The sequence below is a fragment of the Maribacter sp. UH1 genome (genome assembly GCF_056839145.1).
Genome location: NZ_CM166387.1, coordinates 132,504 through 157,251, shown reverse-complemented (window position 1 = coordinate 157,251; position 24,748 = coordinate 132,504). Strand labels below are relative to the sequence as shown.

Here is a 24,748-nt window from a genome sequence, read left to right as displayed (position 1 = left end):
GATGGTTTTAAGTGAGTATGCCTAATATTATGAGAATTAATTTAAACTAAAGGTGTCTACTTCCTTGAATGGAGAAAGCTTTAAGCTTTCCATAGTTGATCTGTAAGCTTTCCAGTTAGTAGAGAAAAATGAATTCGTTTTTTCTAGAGCCCCTTCTAGTTCCTCTTTTGCAAATTGCATAAGCTGCTTTTCAGTAGCTGTCATACCTGCTTGTCTAGAACCAACATAACGTCTTGCAATTTGTAAACGCTGCATTACCGTCATCTCTTTGCTACGGGTAATACCTTGTCGCTTATCAACTTTGCCTAAATAGATTGCAGTTACAGAATCTATTTGTTTGATGATATCTTTTGAAGCATCTATCTGCTCTTTGTATTTTTTATCATCTTCCTTCTTTAGTTCTTTTTGAAACTTTTCTGCGGTTTCTTTACTTTTTGCTAATTGCTGTACGGCATCCGCAGCTTTTTGCATGTATGATCCTAGAACTTTTCCGTTGTCATACGCTTCGTTGATAGCTACGGTAGAAACGTTTAAACGAGGGTCAGAAGCTACTGTAATTTTAGTTTCTTCTTCCATGTCACCATAAAGCATTTTGATAGTGTAAGTTCCTGGTTTTACATCTAAACCGCCAGATTCTTTCTTTTTGGTAATTACTTTTCTTGAAGGTCTGTCTGCACCTTTTTCATCCATTCTCCAGTAAATTCTATGGAAACCTGCTTTTTCTGGAGTCTTGTATTTTAAGGTACGAATTAATCTATCGCCATCATAAATATCGAACTGGACGGAGTCTTTCTTTTGTACTCCGGTTAATTCTACTTTCTCTGTTTTTTCTTCGGATGTCTTTTCAGCATCTTTCTCTTTCTTATCTCCCTTTGGATTTCCTTTTTTAGCAGCTTTCTTACCTTCTTTTAGATAATAGGTAATCATAGCCCCAGACTTTTTGTTTTCACCTTGATATAGTCCGTCGCCACCAAAACGACTTCCTGTTGGTTGTTGATAAGCTGCTTGATATGCCGTTGGAGGCGTAAATAATTCGATATCTTTATTTAGAATGGTTGCATCAGCTGCCAAAGCGCGTAACGGACGAATATCGTCTAATACCCATGCAGCTCTACCAAACGTACCGATTACTAAATCATGTTCTCTTGGGTGAATAGCTAAATCTTTTGTAGAAACCGTTGGGAAACCTTCGGTCCATTTTTGCCATTTTTCACCTGCATTGAAAGAAACATATAAGCCATCATCGGTACCTAAAAATACCAAATTCGGATTCTCAGGGTCTTCTATGATTGATAACGTATAGCTTTCTACATCAGAAGCATCAACAATTCTTGTCCAGCTTTTACCATAATCTTTAGTGCGGTATGCATACGGAGTGTAATTGAATCTTCTATAATCATTAGCGATTAAAAGTGCTTCCCCTTTATTACGGGTAGATGCTTTTATTTGCGGGATCCAGCTTCCTTTTGGTAAGCCTTTAATATTTGCGGTTACCTCGGTCCAAGTTTCTCCACCATTTTGAGTGTAATGTACACGACCATCATCAGAACCTGTCCATAACATATCTTTTTCAACAGGTGATGGCTCAATTACCAAAATAGTAGTGTGGTTTTCTGCTCCCGTTGCATCCATGGACAATCCGCCACTTTCACTTTGTTTTTGCTTTTCAGGATCGTTGGTAGTTAAATCCGGAGAAATTACTTTCCACGTTAGTGCCTTGTCTGTACTCTTGTGTACAAACTGACTACCAAAATAAAGGGTACTATTATCAAAAGGGTCTTGGCTAATTGCCGAATTCCAGTTGAAGCGAAGTTCAGTTTCAGCATCTGGTGGAGTAGGGCGTACAATGTAATTATTACCCGTAACATGATCAAAACGCTGTACGTTACCTTGCTGACTCATGGTATAACCATATCTAGAATCTACAGGATCGGGTACCACATCAAAACCATCACCAAAACTTATTTCTTGCCAGTAGCTATTACGAATTCCTTGAGCTTTCCAAACATAAGCAGGTCCTCTCCAGCTACCATTATCTTGCATACCACCGTATACATTATAAGGATACTCATTATCAGTTGCTATATGGTAAAATTGCGCAACCGGTAGGTTACCTACAAAACGCCATGTTTTTCCACCATCTTTAGAAATATTCAATCCGCCATCATTACCGTCCATCATAAACTGTCCGTTTTCTGGGTGAATCCAGAATGCATGGTGATCAGGATGAACACCGTTATCTGCACGATATGCAGGCATTAATTGTGTAAAGTTCTTACCACCATCTTGCGAAACGTTCACGTATGTAAATACTGAGAAAACTCTATTTTCATTTTCAGGATCTACATATATTTCGGAATAATAGAAAGGTCTATTACCGATATCATTCTTATCATTAATTTTTTTCCATTTAAATCCGCCATCTTCAGATTTGTACAGCGCATTCTTTTTCGCTTCCACTAAAGCGTAAATAACATCGGGCTTACCAGGAGCAATGGCAACACCAATTCTACCCAAATCGCCAGCAGGCAGACCATCTTCTTTACTAAGTCTTTTCCAATTCTTACCACCATCATGGGTAATGTATAGACCACTACCAGAACCACCAGAATTAAAGAACCAAGGCTCACGCTTATGTTCCCAAATGGCAGCGATTAACTTGTTTGGGTTTGTTGGATCCATAATAAGGTCTGCAACACCCGTTTTATTATTTACGAAAAGCACTTTCTCCCAAGTCTCACCACCATCGGTAGTTTTAAAGACTCCGCGTTCAGGGTGCTCGCCCCAAGGAGAGCCAATGGCACCTACATACACGGTATTCGGGTTCATTGGGTCAATTTTAATTCTATGAATATGTCTCGTTTTTTCAAGACCCATAGATTTCCAGGTTTTACCGCCATCCAGAGATTTATATACTCCGTAGCCACCATTCAAACTATTTCTAGGATTACCTTCTCCGGTACCTGCCCAAATTACAGACGGGTTACTTTGCTGAATGGCAACGGCACCAATAGAAGCAGTTACTTCTTTATCAAATATAGGATTCCATTTTATACCACCAGATGTAGATTTCCACAATCCGCCAGAAGCGGTACCTACATACATAATATCAGGATTGGAATTCACGACATCAATACTGGTAACACGACCGCTCATACCACCGGGACCTATGTTACGGGGTTTCATGTCTTGTACCATGTCCATTTTAAATTCTTGAGCAGAAACGAAAAAAGATGCAAAAAGCACCAGCAAGGAGAGTAATCTTGAAGTCATTTGAGTGGTTTGTTAGTTATGTGCTTAAAAATAGCGGAAAAGAAAGGGAAGTATTCTTAAAAGGATGTTAACAGTAGTTAGTTTTGAAGAATCCGTAATCCTTTAACACTTTTGCGGTTCAGTGTTCATTTGGCAGTTACAGTTGGCAGTATCAGTTCTCAGTGTTCAGTTTTCAGTAGGCAGTAACAGTTCTCAGTGTTCAGTTTTCAGTTGCAGTTATACTATGTGATTATCGTAAACGTCTTTGCGAGGAGCTTTTTTCGATGTGGCAATCTGTTTAATTAATGATTTAATGATTATTGGTTACAGCATTGTCTAGGTCACTGAGCGTATTTCAGTAGGCAGTAACAGTAACAGTTTGCAGTTTTAAAGACGTCTTTGCGAGGAGCTTTTCGCGACGTTGCAATCTGTCAATTTGGGACACAAATAGTTCTCGACTGCGCTCGAACGGACACGATTTTAGTCAGGTCACTGAGCGAAAGCGAAGTGACCGGATAACCAACAACCAACAACCAACAACCAACAACCAACAACCAACAACCAACAACCAACAACCAACAACCAACAACCAACAACTAAATTTTTACAAAAATACCAAACAATTCATTGCCCTGCCTAGGCTTAATAGAGTTATAACAGGGATCGAAAGTGATCATTTTAAAATAGGGTGATAAATAATTGGTGTACAGATCTTTGTTTCCGCCAAATGGTCGTTTTTCCATATTGTCGGTTAAGGGAATATTAAACCAGAGTCCCACTAACTTACCAGTTGGTTTTAGTAGTTCGGCCATGTGTTTGGCATAGGTATTTCTATTTTCGTCAGTGGGTACAAAAGAGCAGAAAAAGGTCTGTTCTAGTATAAGGTCGTACTGTCCTTTGAACTTGAAAAAATCTGCTTGATGCATATTTCCGTCCGGGAAATCGGGATTCCTTTTTTTGAATTCTTTTAGCGGAATTTGAGAGATATCTAGAATATGAACATTTTTAAATCCTGCTTTCCACAGGTATTCCGCTTCATACGCATTTCCGGCTCCCGGTATTAAAATCTGAATAGTCTTGTCAGTTAACTGATCAATGTATTCTTTAATAGGGGTAGAAGGGTAGCCAATATCCCAACCTGTTTGTTTTTCGGTATAACGTTGCGTCCAATAATTTTCTTCTTCTTTCACTGTGGTATCATGATTATCTGCGATAGTAAATTTATACAGATTTGTTCGGTTTTGGCAAAGTATGTACAAAAGCATACCAATGACCATACATAGATTGTAGCAAACAATTGTAATCCTTATCTTTCGAAACTACTATAGACCAACTAACTAAACGTATGAAATATTCTTTTTTGACCGCCTTAACGGTATGCTTAACTTATGTATGCACGGCACAAACTAATCCTAAATGGGCACGTTACCCAGCAATTTCTCCCGATGGTACTACAATAGCATTTACTTATAAAGGCAATCTATTTACGGTACCTGCAGAAGGTGGTGTAGCAAGGCAGTTAACCTATCATTCTGCCTATGATTATAAAGCAGTTTGGAGTAAAAATGGAAAGAAGATAGCATTTGCCTCTAATAGATATGGCAATTTTGATGTTTATGTGATGGATGCCCAAGGCGGCGAAGCAACACGATTAACCTATCATAGTAATGACGAAACTCCCTATAGTTTTTCTGCCGATGATTCAGATGTGTTATTTGGTGCAAATCGGTTAGATATAGCGGAACATCGCCAATACCCAACAGGTTCGCAGCCCGAATTATATAGCGTTCCTGTAAATGGTGGGCGAGTTGGTCAAGTATTGACCGTGCCTGTAGAAGATGCACAAGTAAATACCGATGGTAGTAAGATGGTGTATCACGATAAAAAAGGATATGAAGATACCTTTAGAAAGCATCATACTTCTGCTATAACTAGAGATATTTGGTCGTATGACCCATCCACAGGAAAACATAAACAACTTACTGATTTTAAAGGAGAAGATCGTAATCCGGTATTTTCAAAAGATGGCAGTGCCATTTACTATTTAAGCGAGCAAGAAGGTACGTTTAATGTCTTTTCCATGTCGTTGACGGGAGCACCTGAAATTGCTGCACATACCAGTTTTAAGACACATCCGGTACGCTCCTTAAGTATTGGTGGCAATACTTTGGCATTTGGTTATGATGGAGAAATTTATACGCTAAAAGTCGGTGAAGGTGCTAAGAAGGTAGAAATAATAGTAAGAACACAAGAAGACAGTAATCCTATAAAATATGTATCTGTAAACGGTGGAGTTCAAGAAATGGATGTTGCACCTAATGGTAAAGAAATCGCTTTTATCAGCAGGGGAGAAGTATTTGTAACCTCGGTAGATGGTTCGTTGACTAAACGTATTACCAATACCCCAGAACAAGAGCGATTTGTAAAGTTTATGCCCGATGGTAAATCTATTGCATACTCTAGTGAACGCAATGGTAAATGGAGCATCTTTACATCTTCTAAAGTCCGAAAAGAAGAACCTTATTTCTTTGCGGCAACGTTGTTCAAAGAAGATACATTAGTCACTTCAAAAGAAGATATCTATTTGCCCGAATTCTCGCCAGATAGCACCTATGTTGCCTATGTAGAAGGTAGAAGAACGATAAAGGTGAAGAACTTGAAAACGAAAGAAATTATCACCTTAATGACTCCCGATAAAATGATTCACATGAGAGACGGTGATCAGTACTATCAGTGGAGTCCGGATAGTAAGTGGCTGTTGGTAGATTGGAGTGTTTCGTTGAATAATACCGAGTTACTGTTGATTTCTAAAGATGGTAAACAGCGTAAAAACTTGACCCAGAGCGGTTATTATGATTTTTCACCTAAATGGGTCAACGATGGTAGTCAGATTATCTATTTCTCGAATCGTGACGGATTAAAAAGTTATGCCACCAGTGGTTCTTTTGAAACAGATGTGTATACCATGTTCTTGAACCAAGAGTCTTGGGATAAGTTCAATAATACAAAAGAGGAGTACGATTTGTTGAAAATGATAGAAGAGGCTGCCAAAGAAAAAAAGGACGAAGCCAAATCTGATGATAAAAAGAAGAAAGATAAGAAAGACGAAAAAAAGGAAGTAAAATCGGTGAAATTCGATTTGGAAGATGTAGAACGCAGAAAAGCACGTTTAACCATACACTCCTCTAAACTGTCAGATGCTGTACTTTCTAAAGATGGAGAAAAACTGTATTACCTGACCAAGTTTGAAAAAGGATTGAACCTTTGGGAAACCGAAATACGTACCAAGAGTACAAAAATGCTTATAGCCTTAGATGCGAAATCAGGAAGTTTACAGTGGGATGCCAAGAAAGAGCAACTGTTCTTATTATCTGACGGTACCATATCTAAAGTTGATGTAGCCACTAGTAAGACAGAACCGGTAAAAGTAAAGGCAGAAATGGTTTTAGATGCCGATGCAGAGCGTAAGTATATGTTCGATCATATTTGGTTGCGTACCAACGGTATTTTCTACACCTCAAATTTTCACGGTATAGATTGGAAAGCGATGCGTACCGAATACGAAAAGTACTTACCGCATATTGGGAATGGTTTTGAATTCTCTGAAATGGTTTCAGAAATGTTAGGCGAGCTGAATGTGAGTCACGCCGGAGGTCGTTTCTCTGACAATATCGAAAACGGAGATCAAACAGCTTCGTTAGGTGTTTTCATGGATTACGATTATAAAGGTGACGGATTAAAAATTACGGAAGTCATTAAAGGCGGACCGTTAGATAAAGCAGGATTTGATATACAGCCAGGTACTATAATTGAGAAAATCAATGGTGTTTCTATAGGCGAGTCTACCGATGCCGCTTTCTACCTAAACCGTATTGCGGGCAATTTTACCTTGTTAGATATTGTTGATGAAAAAGGTAAGCGCAAACAGCTAACTGTTAAACCTATTTCTTTACGCGTAGAAAACGGATTGCTATATGATCGTTGGGTAAAAAATAATGAAAAAGAAGTATTGGCAAAAAGTAACGGTACCTTGGGTTATGTGCACATACCAGGTATGAGCGACGGACCATACCGTACCATTTATGAAGAAATGTTGGGTAAATTCAATGATAAAAAAGGAGTTATTGTAGATACCCGCTTTAATGGCGGTGGCGACTTGGTGGCAGATTTGGCTATGTTCTTTACCGGTATACCATTTTTATCGTATGAAACCGAGGCTAGGGTAGTAGGTGGCGAACCAACCTCTAGATGGACAAAACCGACCTTGGCAATGTTCAATGAATCTATGTATAGCGATGGTTCTTGTTTTGCAAGCGGCTATGTAGATTTAAAGATTGGTAAAACAGTGGGTATGCCTGTGCCGGGTACCTGTAGCTTTGCTGGTTGGGAGCGTTTACCCAATGGTGGTGTTTGGGGCGTAGTACCTGTAAGCGCTAAAAACAAAGCAGGCGAGTGGATGGAAAACAACGAAACCGACCCAGAAATTATGATTAAAAATCAGCCGGAAGTAATTACAAAAGGCATTGATGAGCAATTGGAGAAGTCTATTGAGGTGTTGATGAAGGAGGTGAAGTAGCCTTAGAATTTAGTAAATAAGAGACAATTACAATAGTACATATATAATAGTTGTGCATTCATTTCAAGAGCCGTAGTAAAATGAGATACTTTAGTATAACGATATTGATCATTTTGACTTTAATAAGTTGCAATTCACAAACGAATAAAAAGATGGAATCAGATTATACCATTTCAACAGCAAGTGAAAGTGATGAAAGAGCGAAAAAAGCATTACCATTTGAAGGAAAAGAGGATAAAAGTGATATTCTAAAACTTAATATTAGTGTTCCGAATTATCCTGAAGAGCCTGATTCGATTAAGTACTTTGCCAACACGAAATATGATTGGATAATTACAATTGAAGCAAATCATTCCAACTTGTTTCATAGAGATTCGGTTGAAAAATATATAAGTAACGATTGGCGCAAAAAGGTAATGTATCCTACAGTTTACTGTCTTCCTGAAAAAAGTAATAATTGGAGATATTTATACGCTGGAGATAACGAGGCTAATACTTTTAAGAAAATTGCATTAGCTTGGATGCTATATGACCCTATCGAAGAATCACCAACAATATATGACGAAAGGACTCTTTCGAAATTTGACAATTTGGTTAAAAAGAGAATTAAAAAAATCAAAGCAGATAAAATAGAATATAACTATTCAATTCAAGAAGCTTCTTCTGTCTCAAATGGGTTATCTGATTTTGTTACAAAAAATAACCAGTGGGCTATTATAGTTCTTAAAGCAGATAATAAATTTGATGGTAAAGAAATTTGGGATGTAATGATGTCACTTGGATTGAGGTGGGGTGATATGGATTTATTTCATTGGAACAATTCAGACCTTGAATTTGGAGACGACCAATTATTAAGCGTTTGGACAAGTACAGCCCCTGGATACTTTTTTCCAGAAGAAATTGCTGCCGGTAATGTTAAGACTGAGGACTTAATTTTTGGGTTTTCAATACCACGCTCAGTTGCACCACAAGAAGTCTTTAAAGTAATGTGCGAAGTGACAGATTATGCGCAAAAAAGACTTGGTGGGGAAATACTAGACGGAAATGGTAATAAACTTGACAAAAACACAGAGTTAGATAGAATTGATTTAATTCTTAAAAACTTGGATAAAGAATCAATTAATAGTGGAATTGGAGATGCATTATATCTATTCCAATAAAAAATGAAATGCCAACAATGGGTATAGTAAATAGCACCCTGCGGGATGCTAAGGCACCATACCCGTGTCGTTGGGTGTTGTTTGACAAACCCGACAAAAATAAAAATCAGAATGAAAAAACACAATTACGAAATAAAAGTTGAATGGACTGGAAACGAGGGAAACGGAACTCTTAATTATAAGTCTTATAACAGAAACCATACGATCAAAGCTGATGGAAAGTATAACGTTATTAATGGTTCGTCTGACCCTTCATTTTTAGGAGATAAAACAAGATACAATCCAGAAGACCTTTTTTTATCTTCCTTGTCTGCCTGCCATATGCTTTGGTATTTGCATTTATGTTCTGTACATAAAATTATAGTAACTGAATATATAGACAACGCTACAGGAATAATGGAAGAAACAAAAAATGGAAGCGGAAAATTTGCTGAAGTTACACTAAACCCAAAAGTAAAAGTTACAGAAGAAAATATGATTGCAAAAGCAAATGAATTACACGAAGAAGCTAATAAAATGTGCTTCATCGCAAATTCTTGTAACTTTAAAATTGGACATATACCGAATACAACAATTCAATAAAAACGGCATAAAGTAAGTTGTTTAGATAATAGCTAATTAGTGATAAACCAATAGATTATTGCCTATTTAAAAAGAGAAAATTAAGAACAAAGTATAAATACTCGGAACTGTGTTAATTTGAAAAGTTTGTGTCTTTATAGACGCTGCGTTACATACACAAGATCGTTAGCAGTAATAAGAAAAAATTATAGAACTAATTAAGAGCATATGAAAATAGTAAAGAAAATAGGGAAGTGGTTTTTGATTTTACTGGGAGCAATTGTTATGTTTATTTTAGTTGTATTGTTAATAATTAGAATCAATAGTTCTGGAGAAGAAGAACCTTTTTTAGACGAAAAGGGAGATGTACTACCAAATAGTATTGCCATGCATGAGGACATGACAATAAATGGAGTACCTCAAAGGATTACAATTAGGGGAAAAGACAAAAATAATCCTGTACTTTTAATTGTACACGGCGGACCAGGTGCGCCAATTTTACCAGTCATTTATAAACTGGCAGGGGTTGATTTGGAAGATTTATTTACGGTATGTTATTGGGATCAAAGAGGGGCTGGATTAGCTTATAATGATAGTATACCTGATTCTTCCATTACCTTAAACCATATAGTGGATGATGGTTTGCAATTATCGGAACATTTAAAAAAGACTTTTAAAAAGGATAAGATTTACATTGAAGGTTTATCATGGGGCACAGCTGTAGCTGCTTATATGGTTAAAAAACAGCCTGAGTTATACCACGCCTATATTGGTAGTGGTCTTATGGCGAATCAATCGCTTTCTGAAGAACTATCTTATGATTTTGCAATGTCAGAAGCTGAGAAATATAATGACACTCTTTCTATTACTCAATTAAAACAAATAGGACGACCACCTTATTCGAATAATATAAACAATACCGTAACAGAGGCCTTTGAAATAGAACGAAATATTGTACTGAAATATGCACCTTTTAAATTAGACACCGATTATTCATTTCTTAAAGATATGTTTATGGATAATGGCTTGACGTTTAAAGAAAAATTTACCGATATGCTGAATAGTCCTGAATCCTACTATCCTGCAGCCAAGATTTTACAACCTACCGCAATAGATATTAATTTAATGCGTGATATCCCAGAATTTAAAGTACCCGTTTATATATTACAAGGAAACAATGACCATTTTACCGAAACATCTGTGGCAAAGATGTATTTTGATTCCATTGTTGCACCATCCAAAAAATGGTTTTTATTTGAAAATGGAACACACGGTGTGCAGATTGAATATCCAGAAAAATATCGTTCAATATATATTAATGAAATATTGAAAAAATAACTGCTTGGAGATGAAAATGAAAGGTTTGCTTACTTTTACATTAAGCTAACAATTGCCCTACTTTTCTTACGGAGCTGTAAGTAATAATAGCATTTGAACGGAAATGGAAAAGAAAAAGATACATTTTGACAATATGAAAAGTTGGATTTGGATATTCATTCTATTCCTTTCTTTATTTTTTATTTTGGTGGGTATTTTTGAATTATTTGAATTTGTTAATCCAAAACTGAACAAAAGAATAAGTGCTATTGGTTTTTTTCTACAAGTGATATATTTCAGTAAAATGTTTTGGTATAAAAATTATGTTCAATGGAACAAAAAAGGAGCTGTAATAAGAATTAACTCTTGGGCTTCAAAATCTTTGAGTTTTAATCAAATCAAAAAGACAGAATTGTTTGAGAAAAAGTTAATAATAACAAAAGACAGCGGCATTACAGTTACGTTTGACTTGAATGAAATTAAGGAAGCTGATTCTCAAAAACTGAATGAAATAATAGTAAAAAATACTATTGCAAATAACGTATAACGCAAGTAACACAAATTGGACAATGTTTGAATCTGCTCGAAATGACTAACATTAGTTCTTTACCTAATCCACCACAAAATGAAAAACTTATTTACCCTTCAAAATTTAAAATTCGTATAAGGTTTCGCTACCGGTTTTATAATTTATGATGCCTTTGCAAAAGATGAAATCGACTGGGTTAAAGCAATTGTAGTGGCTATTCTGTCAGTGGTTATCATGTTTGTTATTGAGCGGGTGAAAAAATAAAATTGTGTCAGCCAACTGAGTAGACTAATATTTTAGCTCTGTTCTTAAACAAATATGAGTTTTATAAATTTAAAGTCAGAATTAGTCCGAAAAATAGCAGCTTAAATACCTTAAAAAACTGATAGAATGACCACAACTGACCTTTTCAGAGTTATAATTAAAATCTTTGGAATTTATTGTTTTACAACTCTTATATATCGATTACAGCCAAGAATGACGGTTAATTTTGGATTTGATTTTTTCGAATTTATAATTAGTATAATTCACTTGGTTCTTATGGGATTAATTGTTTTCTTTTTTCTGTTCAAAACGGATAGATTAATTAAACTCTTTAGACTTAGTAAAGGGTTTGATTCCCAAATAATTGATATGAAAAATCTAAACGAGGTTGGACTTTTCAAATTTGGAATAATAATAATTGGACTTTTAATGATCGTTGACAATATTGCTCCCTTTTTAAACTACTGTTTTTTAGAGTTTAAAAAGCAAGTTTGGACAAACAAAATGGACGAAAGTTCAAGGATAATCTTGAACTTATCTATCGACTATAACAGGTGGTTTACTTGTGGATTTAATATTTTTATTGGAGCTATATTTTTAACCAATAAAAATAGAATTTCAAAATTATTAATGAAAAAAGGGAAAAACTTTGGGTAAAAAACTAAACGTAATGTGGTCTTTAGAGTAAAACCAAAAACAAGTACATTTTAATATCTACTATACTTACCGTTACAATACACTAAAAAATGCTGCAATTTAAAACAAGGTTTGTTATAATATTTTCACTCTTTAGCACATTGTCTTTTTCTCAGACTAGAGATGCGATAACATTTGCTTATATGAGTGTTCAAAATTATGAAATGAATCTATCAGAAATCAAGAAAATAATTAACCCTAAAATGATGGATTATGAAGGTAGTTATCATTTCGGTGAGTCTGAGGGTGAATCTAATTTAGAAATAATCTTTAGTAACGGTAAATTGTATGCAAGAACTGAATATGTCGATTGGGAAAATAATACATGGGTTGGAAAATCTGATAGACGCTCTGTTGAGTATTCCAATTATAAAATTGTAATAGAAAAAACTGAATATGAATTATCAACTTCTGATAATGAAAAAGGATTAGTATCTCATTACTATGAAAGTGTAGAACAAAACATACAACACGATATTCAATTTAATCCGAATACTAATATAGAGAGACCCGAGGGCAAATATCCAGAAGCTAGTTTTGTAAAACTGACCTCAAAAGAACTATCTGAATTATCAATAAGCGAATTAAAAATAATGCGAAACGAAATATTTGCTAGAAAAGGATATGTTTTTAAAGCTGGTGGAAAAATGAATAACTACTTCTCAAAAAAAGAGTGGTATAAGCCTATAAAGAAAGATGTTATCGAATTTAGTGATATTGAAAAGCATAATATTGAGCTAATCTTGAAATTAGAGAAGTCATAAATGTATGGTAACAGAGTGTATAAAATATAGTTATCACCTGCTAGTCCGAAAGTTGATGTCAATTAATTGAGTCCGTCAGATGTGCCATTTGGTTAAGTAAAAAGCAGAAATTTATCAAATAATTAGAATTTAAAATTGAAAACCATCCTAAAGTCAATCTTAATTATACTTCTATTTGGGCTCTTAACCGTAATAACTCAAATTGGCGGAATTGTTTATGTATTAAGTGTATTGATTTCCAGAAATTGGAAGAAAAAACTGAGATTTAAAACCACTTTAATATTCATTGGCTTATATCTATTCTCAACGTTTTTAATAGTTCCTTTTGTAGCGCCAATCTTTGGGCGAGAGAAAGTGAAGCACGCTATAAATATAAGTGCAACAAACTGCATGACGGTTTTATTAAATAGAAATTATGTAAAACCTGAGCTGAATAAATTATTGCTGAATACAGCTAAAAATTTAGAAGGAACAAAAATTGAAATTCATTATTTAGATGCAAGTTTTCCTTTCATAAATAAATTTCCTTTACTGCCACACTTAAGCCATAATGACGTTAAGAAAATAGACATAAGTCTTATTTATGAATCTAAAGGAATCATTAAGAAAGGACAAAAATCTGTCAGTGGTTATGGGGTCTTTGTGGGTCCTAATTCAAATGAATTTGACCAAATTAGTAAATGCATAGACAACGGTTATTTTCAGTACGACTTTCCTAAATATTTGACCTTTGGAAGTATCAATGATGATTTCGTCTTCTCTGAAAAAGGAACAAGAAAACTGATTACTAATATCTTAAATAATCAAAACTTAGGGAAGCTATTCATTGAGCCACATTTGAAAAGAAGAATGAATTTAAAAGATAAGAGAATAAGGTATCATGGGTGCAAAGCAGTAAGACACGATGACCATATTCATGTACAATTAAAATAAGCGGTAATACACCACAAACCTTGGGTAATTATTACTTTAGTGCAATAATTATTTATAGTATAAAATTGATTTTTTTTTAGGAATATGAATATGTCTGAATCGAATATTTAACACATTGAAAACCATCAACTAAAGCACCCTCATGATTACATTTATTACCTCCATGGTCTTATTGGTATTGGGTTATATCATCTACGGTAGATTTGTGGACAAAACGTTTAAACCGAATGAAACAGAGGAAACTCCCGCACATACCATGGAAGATGGGGTGGACTTTGTACCCATGAACAGTAATAGAAATGCATTTATTCAAATTTTGAATATTGCAGGTGTAGGTCCCATTTTTGGTCCCATATTGGGCGCTTTATATGGTCCGATCGCATTTATTTGGATTGTGCTTGGATCTATCTTTGCAGGTGCAGTGCATGATTACCTAACCGGTATGATCTCATTACGTTTTGGTGGTGCACACTTACCGGCATTGGCATCTCGTTTTTTAGGAAAATCGTTTAGCCACGTTGTAAACTTCTTTGCGCTATTACTGCTAATTTTAGTAGGTACTGTTTTTGTAACTGCTCCCGCAAATATGATTAATGATGTTATAGGTTCAGAAACAAGCTATTTGACCATAGTACTTTTTGCCATATTCCTCTATTACATAGTTGCAACCTTATTACCAATAGATAAAATCATAGGTAAAATTTATCCTGTGCTTGGTTTGTTGCTCATATTAAGTGCCATTGGTATTTGCATAGGCATGTTCGTTGTAGGCAATCCTATTCCAGAGCTTACATTTCAAAATATGCATCCGCAGAACATACCTTATTTTCCGGTAATTTTCTTGACCATTTCATGTGGTGCCTTGTCAGGTTTTCATGCTACGCAATCTCCCATAATTTCACGTACCATCAACAATGAAAAAGATGGAAGAAAAGTGTTTTATGGTATGATGATACTTGAAGCCGCTATTGCCATGGTCTGGGCGGCGGCGTCTATGAGTATTTTAGATGGAGATTCTTTAAATGAGCTTTTGCAAAATGGCGGACCAACCGCTGTGGTGAATAAAATAGCTACCATTTCTTTAGGAACCATTGGCGGTACCATTGCCGTTTTAGGTGTAATTGTATTACCTATTACATCAGGAGACACTTCATTTAGAGCGGCACGCATGATTATTGCAGATTATTTGAATATAGACCAGAAAGTATTAAAGAATAGATTTATGGTGGCTATTCCGCTCTTTATCGTTTCATTTATACTTACAAATATGGATTTTCAGCTATTATGGAGGTACTTCTCATGGGCAAATCAAGTAACTGCTGCCATTGCTCTTTGGATCGGTGCTGTATATTTATATCAAAAGAAAACGCATTATATCATTGCTTTAGTTCCGGTATTTTTTATTACGTCCGTGGTTGGTTCCTATATTTTTTATGACCCTAATGTTGGTTTAGGATTGGACATTGAAATTTCTAATTGGATTGGTGTTGGAATTTCTACTGTACTAACAGTGTTATTTTTTAGAAAGTTGAAAGATGAAAAAAGTGCGACGTAATTACATGATATTTTAATACCAACTAAACTTACAATATGAATAAAACTATTTTAGAATTTTTCAAAGAGATACTTACAATTATTGTCGGTATTTTGATAGCACTTTTTATCAATAATTGGAATGAAGATCAAAAAGATACAAAGTATATGAATAAAATCTTTGTATCAATGGAAAAGGAACTGAAGGAAACCAACGAAGACATTAAGAAAAAAATACCTCAACAGCAGACACTTATCGACACTTTAGGTTTTTACAAAAAGAATGATACAATTTCTATTTTCGATGTCATGATGAAAGTCAATGGGGTTCAAATACCTCAAATTAGAATTAGTTCATGGAAAGCTATTTCTAGTTCAAAAATTGAATTGTTGGAATACGATAGAGTTTCCGCTTTGGTAAATATTGAAGAGCAAAAAGAGTTAATACTATCGAAAACGCAATATTTAATAAATTTCCTTTATCCAAATATAAAAGACACCAGTACTGACAAAAAAGAACTTGTAATGTTAATGATGCAAGATATTATGGTTTCAGAAAAAGATTTACGAGAGGAAATTGAGATGGTCATTCAAGAGTAATTATCAAGTAAGCATACTGTCCGTAACACTTGGACTTAAGATTTAAAGAATATAAATTGATTAAAATACTTAGAAAGCTATTCTGGTTCATACTTTATATCCTGTTCAATGCAGTGCTATTTCTTATTGAAATAAGAGTATTGTTCACTACGAATGACGGTTTTACGAGTGGTAGCGGATTTGAATTCGTAGATTCTATTTTAGAAGCTTTTAGTGCAATTTTTGAGCTTCTGGAAGGTGTAACAATTGTTTTTTATTTTTATGCAGCGATAGGTTTAGCGCTTATGGCATTGCTACTTTATATTCCGGTGCAGGTGTATTATATTAATCGGAAATTCAGTAACCACAGAAAGAAGTATTGGTACAGTTTATTGGCATCCTTCGGTGTAGTAGTGCTCTTGAAATTGTTGATGTATTCTTGGATGTATATTGATATGAATTATTTATAAAATTTTAAAGCAGACAGTTATAATAGCAACTTAAATAATTTAAGAATGGACATCACTCAAGACTGGAAAAAGATACGAACGCATTTCAATAAATGTTTCAGTTCTAATTTTCATATTTCTGTTGCATCTGTAGACGCAGAGAATAACCCTACGGTTACTCCCATCGGGTCCTTGTTTTTAAACGATAACCAAACAGGGTTTTATTTTGAAAAGTTCCCTAAGAAATTACCATTACACGCAAAAACGAATAAAAATGTATGTCTACTTGGGGTCAATAGTAGTCGGTTCTTTTGGCTTGGTGCATTGTTCAAAGAAAAGTTTTCAGACTATCCGGGTGTAAAATTATACGGAGAACTTGGCGAAAGAAGATTAGCGACCGAAAAAGAAACAAAACGACTGAACAGAAGAATGCGGATGACCAAAGGTCTTAAGGGAAACACCTACTTATGGGGTAAAATGGAATATGTACGAGACATCATATTTGTAAAGGCTGAGATGATAAATCTTGGTAAAATGACATCAGAATTATAAAACAATAATATAATAACCATTTGAATGGCTTTAACACCAATATGATTACGGATTAAAACATTCAACTAAAACAAAAATAATATTGAAACAATCCATAGCACGTATAGCACTAGTAGTAGATGACTACGATAAAGCCATTGATTTTTATACCAATAAACTTGATTTTTTACTTGTAGAAGATACTGACTTGGGCGATGGTAAACGTTGGGTTATTGTGGCACCACAAGGATCAAGAGAATGTTCTTTGGTACTGTCAAAGGCAGATGATGAAAAACAGCTGGCAAGTGTTGGAAATCAAACAGGTGGTCGCGTATTCTTGTTTTTGTATACTGATGACTTTTGGAGAGATTACTACAAGATGATGGAGCGTAAAATTAAGTTTGTACGTTCTCCAGAAAAAATGCCTTATGGTATGGTAGCGGTTTTTGAAGACCTTTATGGCAACCTGTGGGATCTGTTAGAACCAGTAGAAATGCAGCAACAACAGCAGCAACAATAGAATTGGCATTTCGTTGCTATGTGGAAATTTCTAAAAGACATATTTAATTTTAAGGGGAAAGAATCTTCATTGAATTCTAATAGGTCTTTAGAGTTTTTCAATGCTAAAAAACTACTATGTGGTATTGGGAAATCTGAAATACGGGAAAGTGAAATTGTAATTACTAAATATCCATTTGAACCATCCATAGCCTACCCAACAGCTATAATTTCTGCTAAGGATATAGATTGCATGTCGGTTGATTTTACAGTTTGCAAAGTGCATGTAAAAAACGATATCATATTTATTTCGTCAGAACTCAAAGAAAAACTAAAACAGTTTGCAGATAGTAACAATATTAGACTTATACCACAAAATTGGAATTGGGATTGGATTCTAGAGCCTTATCTAGATACAGAATTTACCAAAGAAAATGAGCAACGAGCTTTAGAACGACTTCTAGAAAACGGATTCACGGCAAATGAAGTAGATACTATAAGAGCCGAGGTGAAAAATCAAATGTACGCCTATAATTTTGACACCATGCTGTGGGATTGGTGCAGCCTTGGTCTATCTGATGTACTATCTGCTATGCGGGCAAAATATAGTAAAGAGCAATTCCGTGAGTTCTACAAAAGAGCTTTGGAAATAGAAATGCGAACAGGCAGCGGTACTAATTCTAGCCAAGTTTAATACAATACAAAAGGGCAAAAATCTTGATAGATTTTTGCCCTTTTGTATAACTAAAAATGTAGCTTATTCTAATGTAGATTTAAGCATCCAGATTAATTTTTCTTGTCCGGATATTAAATCACTAACTAAAGTTGCAGTACCTTCATCATTGTTATCAGAAGAGAATTCTAAAATTTCTCTTTCCTGAATTAATAACTCGTTCAAGTTATCTATAAGTAAAGAAATACCGGTAGCGCCATCAGACACTTCTTTGATAATTCTAATGGTTTTGTTGTCCAAATAATCTTCAAACGTATGCAAAGGCTGTTGGTCTAAAGTTAAAATACGTTCTGCAATCTCATCAACGGTTTCCGTAGCTTCAGTGTATAACTCTTCAAACTTCTCATGTAATAGAAAAAAATTGCTCCCTTTTACATTCCAGTGCATACCTCTCAAGTTCATATAATGAATTTGATAATTAGCTAAAAGAACATTTAGTTTATCACTGATTTCTATTTTATAATCTTGACCTAATCCCACGTTTTTATTTAAAGTTTCCATAATTCTGTTGTTTTAATTATAGTGTAAAATTACGCACAAAGTCAATGTTTATGGGTAACAAAAGTTACATAAGCTATATGTTTTGCTTATACTATTATTGAATTTTATGAATGATAATTGTTGCCTTTTAAAGTAATTGTAGTTCACAGATTAGATTCGTAAATTAGGGAGGTTAATATGACATTATATAAGCATGCAAATTCCTGAAATCCCTAATTTAATACACTATGCCATTCCGTTTTTTACGGTGACCGTTATCTTGGAAGTTATACTATCGGTAAAAATAAAATTACATGACTACGAGTTTAAAGATGCCGGTACATCTATTGTAATGGGCTTGGGTAATGTTGCTATAGGTTTAATTACCAAAGGTATTGCATTGGGGTTTTTCTACTTGTTGTATAATTTTTGGCATCTATTTGAAATCCCTTTTGCGTGGTGGTCTTGGTTAATACTTCTTTTTGCAGAAGACTTATGTTATTATTGGTTTCATAGAACTAGTCATGTTAGTCGTTTTTTTTGGGCGAGTCACGTTGTGCATCATTCCTCAAAAAATTACAATTTAAGCACCGCATTACGGCAATCGTGGTCTGGAGGATTTTACACCTTCATTTTTTGGACGCCATTAATTCTCATTGGCTTTCATCCGGTGATGGTTTTGGTGCAGATGTCCGTCAGTCTTATCTATCAATATTGGATCCATACGGAGTTCATTACTAAAATGCCCAAGTGGTTCGAAGCTGTTTTCAATACGCCAAGTCACCATAGGGTGCACCATGCTACCAATCCGCAATACTTAGATAGAAACCATGCAGGAATTTTCATTATATGGGACAGGTTATTTGGCACTTTTGAACCAGAGGTGGAAAAACCGGTTTACGGTTTGGTTACAAATATCGATACCTACAATCCTATAAAAATAGCTTTTGGAGAGTGGTACAAGATGCTGGGAGATTTTTTCACTTCTAAAACCTCCATTGTAAACCGCTTTAAGTATTTGACAAAACCACCAGGCTGGAAACATGATGGCACCAGTATGCTTTCTACAGATTTGAGAAGGGAGTGGGAAGAGCATAATAAGGCAGAAGTATAATTTTTATGTAACATAAAGGTCTTTTGAGCGTCATATAAAAAACCAACCACCAGTAGAATGACCAATAAACTAGTAGCATTTATAGGAATTTTAGGAGGAAGTTTATTTGCGATAGCCGCCATCGTTGGTCCATTATTAATAGAAGATTACAGTGTAGTAAGTCAGTACATAAGTGAATCTTTTGCAATAAACACTGAGTACGGACGATACTTGCAGTACTTCGGATATATACCTAGCGGAATTCTCATTACCATTTTCTGTTTTAGTGCCCCCAGAAAACTACCAAGTTCAAAACTCATCGTAGCCGGTTTTTTCGGGTTAGCATTATTCTACGGACTAGGAACTATTTTGGTAGGAATATTTCCGTGTGATGCCGGGTGCCCAACAGATGTCATCAACTCTAGTCTTGCACAACTTATACATAATGCAGTTGCTTCATTGACTTATATCTTTTTTCCAATTTGTTTAATTGGCATAGGATTAGGGTTAAAGAAATTTGAGAACTACGAGCGTTTATCTCAAATAGCAATGATCACGGGAATAATAAGTGGCATTTTTATATTCTCTCTATTTTCTGACCCCAATTCAGGTTACAGAGGAATTTTACAACGGATAATAGAAACCTCTTTTATTGTATTTATGGTTTGTAGTGCCTTGAGAATTGGAGTCGGTGCTGAGGTTAAATTGTAGTATTAGGTTTATTTCTTACGTATTGGTACCATCCATATTAAAATTTTTACTTTTGAATACCATTAATAATATTTGAGTATGAAAAAGTTAGCCTTATTACTTGCCTTAATTACATTTTCCATTTCGTGTAAACCTGATAAAAAAGTTGATGAAAAAACTGAGGAGGTATTAGCACCTACAACAGAAGATGTTGAAAAAAAACAAGAAGCTAAAGAACCAAATACTGATAAGCCAAAGGACGAATTATTTACTGATAATTTTGATTGGACTGTAATACCTGTATCGTCTGTTCATATTGGTGAGTTTCCTTACATGTCACCACCTAAAGGTTTCTTTGTAAAAACAAAACAAGGAAAGCCGGCAAAAGACGGAATGACCAAGTTTTCTGAATTTGGTAAGTTAATGATGTATACTGGCGATGCGTTTTATAATGCCGAAGGAAAAATGGCTAAAATGCTTTATGGAATGGCAGAAAAAGGAAAAGCTTTTAACAAATTAATATTTGATAAGAGTGTAGATGGTTATTTGGAAAGTATAGGTGCAGAATTGATATTTAAAGGAAGTGTACCTAGAAAAAAAATGTATGCACTTGATAAAATTAACCCAATGGCACAGAGCGATTATATTGTTGGTCGTGCCTATAATAGTGATCCAATTAGGCATTACGCATTAAATCACAAAAGCGGTAAAATAATGTTTCAGGTTTGGTCTAACAATTATGGGGCAGAGGTAGGAGTTGTTGAATTAGAAGACTTTGTGCAAACAATTAAAGCACCTACGGCATCTGAAATGAAAGAGGATATAGATACAAATGGTAAAGCTATTTTAAATATAAATTTTGATACGGACAAGGCATCTTTAAAACCAGATGCTCTAGAAATTATAGATAATATATTTATTCTACTAGATACCAACCCAGATTTAAAATTATCTATAGAAGGACATACGGATAACACGGGAACAGATGAAAGAAATAAGGAGTTATCCAAACAAAGAGCAAATACGGTAATGTATGCTTTAGCGGGTAAAGGAATTGATATTTCACGATTAAAAGCAGAAGGTTTTGGGTCAGAAAAACCAATGGTCGTAAATGATAGTGATGAAAACAAGGCTAAAAATAGACGTGTAGAATTAGTAAAGATGTAATGGGCACTGATTAAAATATAAAGTAATAAGTACAAAGTAATCTGTAGAAGATATGAAATTTAAAGGTCACTGAGCGAAAGCGAAGTGACAACCAACAACCAACAACCAACAACCAACAACCAACAACCAACAACCAACAACCAACAACCAACAACCAACAACCAACAACCAACAACCAACAACTAATCCAAATAAACTACCCCATCTTTCATTACAAAAGATACATTTTTCACAGAAGAGATATCCTCTACCGGATTCCCTTTTACGGCAATAATATCAGCTAAAAACCCTTCTTTAAGGCTTCCTAATTGGTCTAAATGAAACATACTGGCATTACCAGAGGTAGCAGATTTTAAGACCGCTAAAGGCTTCATTCCGTAATCTACCATCAATTCCATTTCACGATAATTTTCTCCGTGCGTAAAAACACCTACATCACCACCAAATACAATTTGTACACCAGAATCCAGCGCCATTTTAAAAGACTTGCGTTTCTGTTGAATACGCTCAGGCTCTGGGTCGGTCGCTTTGTTCCATCCTCTATACTGTGTTATGGCATCGCCTGCGGCTAGAGTAGGGCACAAGCCAATTCCTTTTTCTTTCATCATTTTAAAAATCTCCATAGTTCCTCCGTCACCGTGTTCAATGGTTTCCACGCCACCAAGAATAGCTCTTTTCATACCTTCAGGTGTACCGGCATGTGCAACTACATATTTACCTGCTGTAGTAGCGGTCGCAACCATAGCATTAATTTCTTCCTGTAAAAATGTCGCTTTAGAATCGGCACCAGGAGTCCAACGATAATCGGCATATATTTTTATTAAATCGGCACCGTTACCCATTTGTCTACGAACGGTTTCAATACACTGATCAACGCCACTTGCAGCTTCAGCACCTAAGGGCACAGTTACTCCGTCATGAAATCCTTTTGGGCCGTATGCTCCTGTAGCTACAATTGCAGGTCCGGCAACCAATAAACGTGGTCCGTCTATAATTCCCTTGTCAATAGTTTTCTTCAAATAAACATCAGTATAACCGGAACCTTCCGCACCCAAATCTCGCATGGTGGTTACACCGGCCATTAAAGAATTCTTTACATGAACAGTACCTCTAACTGCACGTTCAACAGGCGATTCTTTTAGAACCTGATCATTCCAATCGGTTTCGTTGTATGGGTGTAATAAAACATGGGAGTGACCTTCAATAATTCCAGGCATTAAAGTACTGCCGGTCAAATTTATTTCTCTGGTGTTGTTCGGCAGGGTTATTCCGTTAGCACTACCTGCATACGAAATTTGATTTCCTTCCACTAAAACCACCCAATCATTGTGCATTTCGGTACCATCGAATATGTGGTCTGGTTTTAAGAGTGTTTGAGCAAAACAAGCATATGAAGAGAAAATAAAAACAAATAAAAATGATTTCATAATTGAGTTGAATTTAGTTGGCAATTGCAGAGGTCAATAAATTATCTAAGTCGGTTTTTGTATGTTGATTTCCATTGGAAAGAACCATAAAGATGTCTTTGGTGCTTTTAATATCTTCTAAAGGATTCCTATTGAGTAAAACAATATCAGCAATTTTACCTTCAGAAATAGTTCCATAATCAGCATCTTGCTTTAAAAACGTAGCACCATTATATGCAGAAGATTTAAGCGCATCTAGTGGAGAAATTCCTGTAGCTACCATAGCTTCCATTTCTTTATGTAATGAAATACCAGGGTAGGTGTAACTATTGTAAGCACCACTATCGGAACCTGCCAAAAGAGATACTCCGTTTTCATTCAGTTTATAAGCAAGTTTACCAAAGAATTGGTCCAAAGCTTTTCTATCGGCAACTTGTTTATCTGTTGCATTTTTTACACGGTCAATTCTACCTTTATAGGTTTGCCGAATACCGTCGCTCATATACTTTAAATAGGCATCATTCGTATGATTAACTTCATCTAAATAGCTAAGCACTCCGCCAATATGTAGTGTAGGTACCGCAAATACGTCATTCGATTTTAAATGCTCGAATGTTTTTAAAGCGGTCGAGTCAGAAAATGAAGATTGGAGTAGGGGCATGGCATCCCAAAACCCTATTTCTTTAGCTATCAGTTTTTGGGTGATTTCTTTCTCATTGTTAGAACACCCTTTCATAATGTAATATAAATGTTCAACAGCATCAATACCTGCATCAATAGTAGCGTCAAGCTCCACTGTAAAGGGCATGTGTCCCGATGTAATTAAATTTCGTTTTTCGGCTTCTTGTATCACCTTTAAGTAATCTTCACCAGAAATACGACTATCATAAATCTTTACGAAATCAGAAGGTATAGATTGCAAAGAATCTAAAGCTTTAGTAATAGTTTCATCAGTATCTACTTCTAACGAGCCAGCCCAAGTACCTCCTGGTCCATCAATTTTTGGTCCCGATGTAAAAATGGTGGGTCCTACTAATTCATTGTTCGCAATAGCCTTTCGCCACTCTAAAACCGATGAGGTAAGATCACCACCAGCATCACGAACTGTTGTAATGCCATTTGCCATAAAGAGCTTTAAGAAGTTCTTATTTGCATTGATTAAAGAATCTCCACCTCTAAAATGAGTGTGATTATCCCAAAAGCCTGGTACTATAAATTTACCTGTAGCATCAATAGTAGTCTTTGCCACAATATTAGTTAAATTAGTATCAGTACTGATTTTGGTTATTCTGTTGTCATTAATCAGAATATTGGAAATAGATATAGAACCATCTTCCAGGTCTATAAGATTACCATTTTTTATTACAATATCATATGTTACGGTTTGCTTCTCTTTACAACTGGTAAATGCTATTAGTAATGAGAAAGCAAGCACTTTCATCACATTCAATAATCTCATAGTAGTATGGTAGTTTAGTAAAGGGAAGGTAAAAAGAATATGTGGTAAATTTTGGATTATGTCTTATTATCCAAATTG

The 24,748-nt window shown here is 35.2% G+C and carries 22 protein-coding genes; 17 read left to right on the top strand and 5 right to left on the bottom strand.

The genetic code is table 11. From position 1 onward, the window contains the following. Positions 1-36 precede the first annotated feature (36 nt). Together UH1x_RS00705 and UH1x_RS00700 are read right to left on the bottom strand one after the other, a co-directional pair. Positions 37-3,273, bottom strand: coding sequence for a VPS10 domain-containing protein (locus UH1x_RS00705; RefSeq protein WP_482624320.1), 3,237 nt, complete (start codon positions 3,271-3,273; stop codon positions 37-39). 575 nt (positions 3,274-3,848) lie between these two features. Beyond that, positions 3,849-4,442, bottom strand: a complete 594-nt coding sequence (locus UH1x_RS00700; protein WP_482624318.1) for a methyltransferase domain-containing protein — start codon at positions 4,440-4,442, stop codon at positions 3,849-3,851. 155 nt (positions 4,443-4,597) lie between these two features. On the opposite strand from UH1x_RS00700, the gene UH1x_RS00695 reads away from it, so the two are divergent. The 14 genes from UH1x_RS00695 to UH1x_RS00630 all read left to right on the top strand — a co-directional run bounded on the left by UH1x_RS00695 (position 4,598) and on the right by UH1x_RS00630 (position 18,336). Next, on the top strand, positions 4,598-7,828 hold the full coding sequence (locus tag UH1x_RS00695) for a S41 family peptidase (protein ID WP_482624316.1): 3,231 nt from the start codon (positions 4,598-4,600) through the stop codon (positions 7,826-7,828). 152 nt (positions 7,829-7,980) lie between these two features. Then, on the top strand, positions 7,981-8,988 hold the full coding sequence (locus tag UH1x_RS00690; RefSeq protein WP_482624315.1) for a cell division protein ZipA C-terminal FtsZ-binding domain-containing protein: 1,008 nt from the start codon (positions 7,981-7,983) through the stop codon (positions 8,986-8,988). A gap of 111 nt (positions 8,989-9,099) precedes the next feature. After that, entirely contained in the window at positions 9,100-9,570 is a 471-nt protein-coding gene (locus UH1x_RS00685; RefSeq protein ID WP_482624314.1) for an OsmC family protein, read from the top strand. A 207-nt stretch (positions 9,571-9,777) separates the two neighbouring features. Continuing rightward, on the top strand, positions 9,778-10,887 hold the full coding sequence (locus UH1x_RS00680) for an alpha/beta fold hydrolase (RefSeq protein WP_482624313.1): 1,110 nt from the start codon (positions 9,778-9,780) through the stop codon (positions 10,885-10,887). A gap of 103 nt (positions 10,888-10,990) precedes the next feature. Continuing rightward, complete coding sequence (locus tag UH1x_RS00675) at positions 10,991-11,413, top strand: hypothetical protein (RefSeq protein ID WP_482624312.1); 423 nt, start codon at positions 10,991-10,993, stop codon at positions 11,411-11,413. A 372-nt stretch (positions 11,414-11,785) separates the two neighbouring features. Further along, a complete protein-coding gene (locus UH1x_RS00670; protein WP_482624311.1) occupies positions 11,786-12,316 on the top strand; it encodes a hypothetical protein in 531 nt (176 codons plus the stop codon). A 203-nt stretch (positions 12,317-12,519) separates the two neighbouring features. After that, positions 12,520-13,119 carry a YARHG domain-containing protein gene (locus UH1x_RS00665; protein WP_482624309.1) on the top strand — a complete coding sequence of 200 codons (600 nt, stop codon included), beginning with the start codon at positions 12,520-12,522 and terminating at the stop codon, positions 13,117-13,119. A 135-nt stretch (positions 13,120-13,254) separates the two neighbouring features. Then, positions 13,255-14,052, top strand: a complete 798-nt coding sequence (locus UH1x_RS00660) for a hypothetical protein (RefSeq protein WP_482624307.1) — start codon at positions 13,255-13,257, stop codon at positions 14,050-14,052. A 142-nt stretch (positions 14,053-14,194) separates the two neighbouring features. After that, positions 14,195-15,607, top strand: a complete 1,413-nt coding sequence (locus tag UH1x_RS00655; RefSeq protein WP_482624305.1) for a carbon starvation CstA family protein — start codon at positions 14,195-14,197, stop codon at positions 15,605-15,607. 35 nt (positions 15,608-15,642) lie between these two features. Then, on the top strand, positions 15,643-16,185 hold the full coding sequence (locus UH1x_RS00650; protein ID WP_482624303.1) for a hypothetical protein: 543 nt from the start codon (positions 15,643-15,645) through the stop codon (positions 16,183-16,185). A gap of 56 nt (positions 16,186-16,241) precedes the next feature. Continuing rightward, a complete protein-coding gene (locus tag UH1x_RS00645) occupies positions 16,242-16,634 on the top strand; it encodes a hypothetical protein (RefSeq protein ID WP_482624301.1) in 393 nt (130 codons plus the stop codon). A gap of 45 nt (positions 16,635-16,679) precedes the next feature. Next, on the top strand, positions 16,680-17,165 hold the full coding sequence (locus UH1x_RS00640) for a hypothetical protein (protein WP_482624300.1): 486 nt from the start codon (positions 16,680-16,682) through the stop codon (positions 17,163-17,165). A gap of 82 nt (positions 17,166-17,247) precedes the next feature. Further along, positions 17,248-17,664, top strand: a complete 417-nt coding sequence (locus UH1x_RS00635) for a VOC family protein (protein WP_482624298.1) — start codon at positions 17,248-17,250, stop codon at positions 17,662-17,664. A gap of 18 nt (positions 17,665-17,682) precedes the next feature. Further along, positions 17,683-18,336: a DUF7079 family protein gene (locus tag UH1x_RS00630; RefSeq protein ID WP_482624296.1), complete on the top strand. Its 654-nt coding sequence runs from the start codon at positions 17,683-17,685 to the stop codon at positions 18,334-18,336. A gap of 63 nt (positions 18,337-18,399) precedes the next feature. On the opposite strand, the gene UH1x_RS00625 is transcribed toward UH1x_RS00630, so the two are convergent. Continuing rightward, entirely contained in the window at positions 18,400-18,876 is a 477-nt protein-coding gene (locus tag UH1x_RS00625; protein WP_482624294.1) for a Dps family protein, read from the bottom strand. A gap of 193 nt (positions 18,877-19,069) precedes the next feature. Between UH1x_RS00625 and UH1x_RS00620 the strand changes: the two genes are divergently transcribed. The 3 genes from UH1x_RS00620 (at position 19,070) to UH1x_RS00610 (ending at position 21,805) form a co-directional block, all read left to right on the top strand. Next, positions 19,070-19,969, top strand: a complete 900-nt coding sequence (locus tag UH1x_RS00620) for a sterol desaturase family protein (protein WP_482624292.1) — start codon at positions 19,070-19,072, stop codon at positions 19,967-19,969. Between the two features lie 57 nt (positions 19,970-20,026). Then, entirely contained in the window at positions 20,027-20,659 is a 633-nt protein-coding gene (locus tag UH1x_RS00615) for a DUF998 domain-containing protein (RefSeq protein WP_482624290.1), read from the top strand. A 78-nt stretch (positions 20,660-20,737) separates the two neighbouring features. Next, positions 20,738-21,805: an OmpA family protein gene (locus UH1x_RS00610; protein ID WP_482624288.1), complete on the top strand. Its 1,068-nt coding sequence runs from the start codon at positions 20,738-20,740 to the stop codon at positions 21,803-21,805. 182 nt (positions 21,806-21,987) lie between these two features. Here the strand turns inward: UH1x_RS00610 and UH1x_RS00605 are convergent, their stop codons facing one another. After that, positions 21,988-23,232, bottom strand: coding sequence for a metal-dependent hydrolase family protein (locus UH1x_RS00605; protein WP_482624286.1), 1,245 nt, complete (start codon positions 23,230-23,232; stop codon positions 21,988-21,990). 13 nt (positions 23,233-23,245) lie between these two features. Next, positions 23,246-24,670 (bottom strand): amidohydrolase family protein, encoded by a 1,425-nt coding sequence (locus UH1x_RS00600; RefSeq protein WP_482624284.1) that lies wholly within the window; start codon positions 24,668-24,670, stop codon positions 23,246-23,248. Between the last annotated feature and the right edge of the window lie 78 nt (positions 24,671-24,748).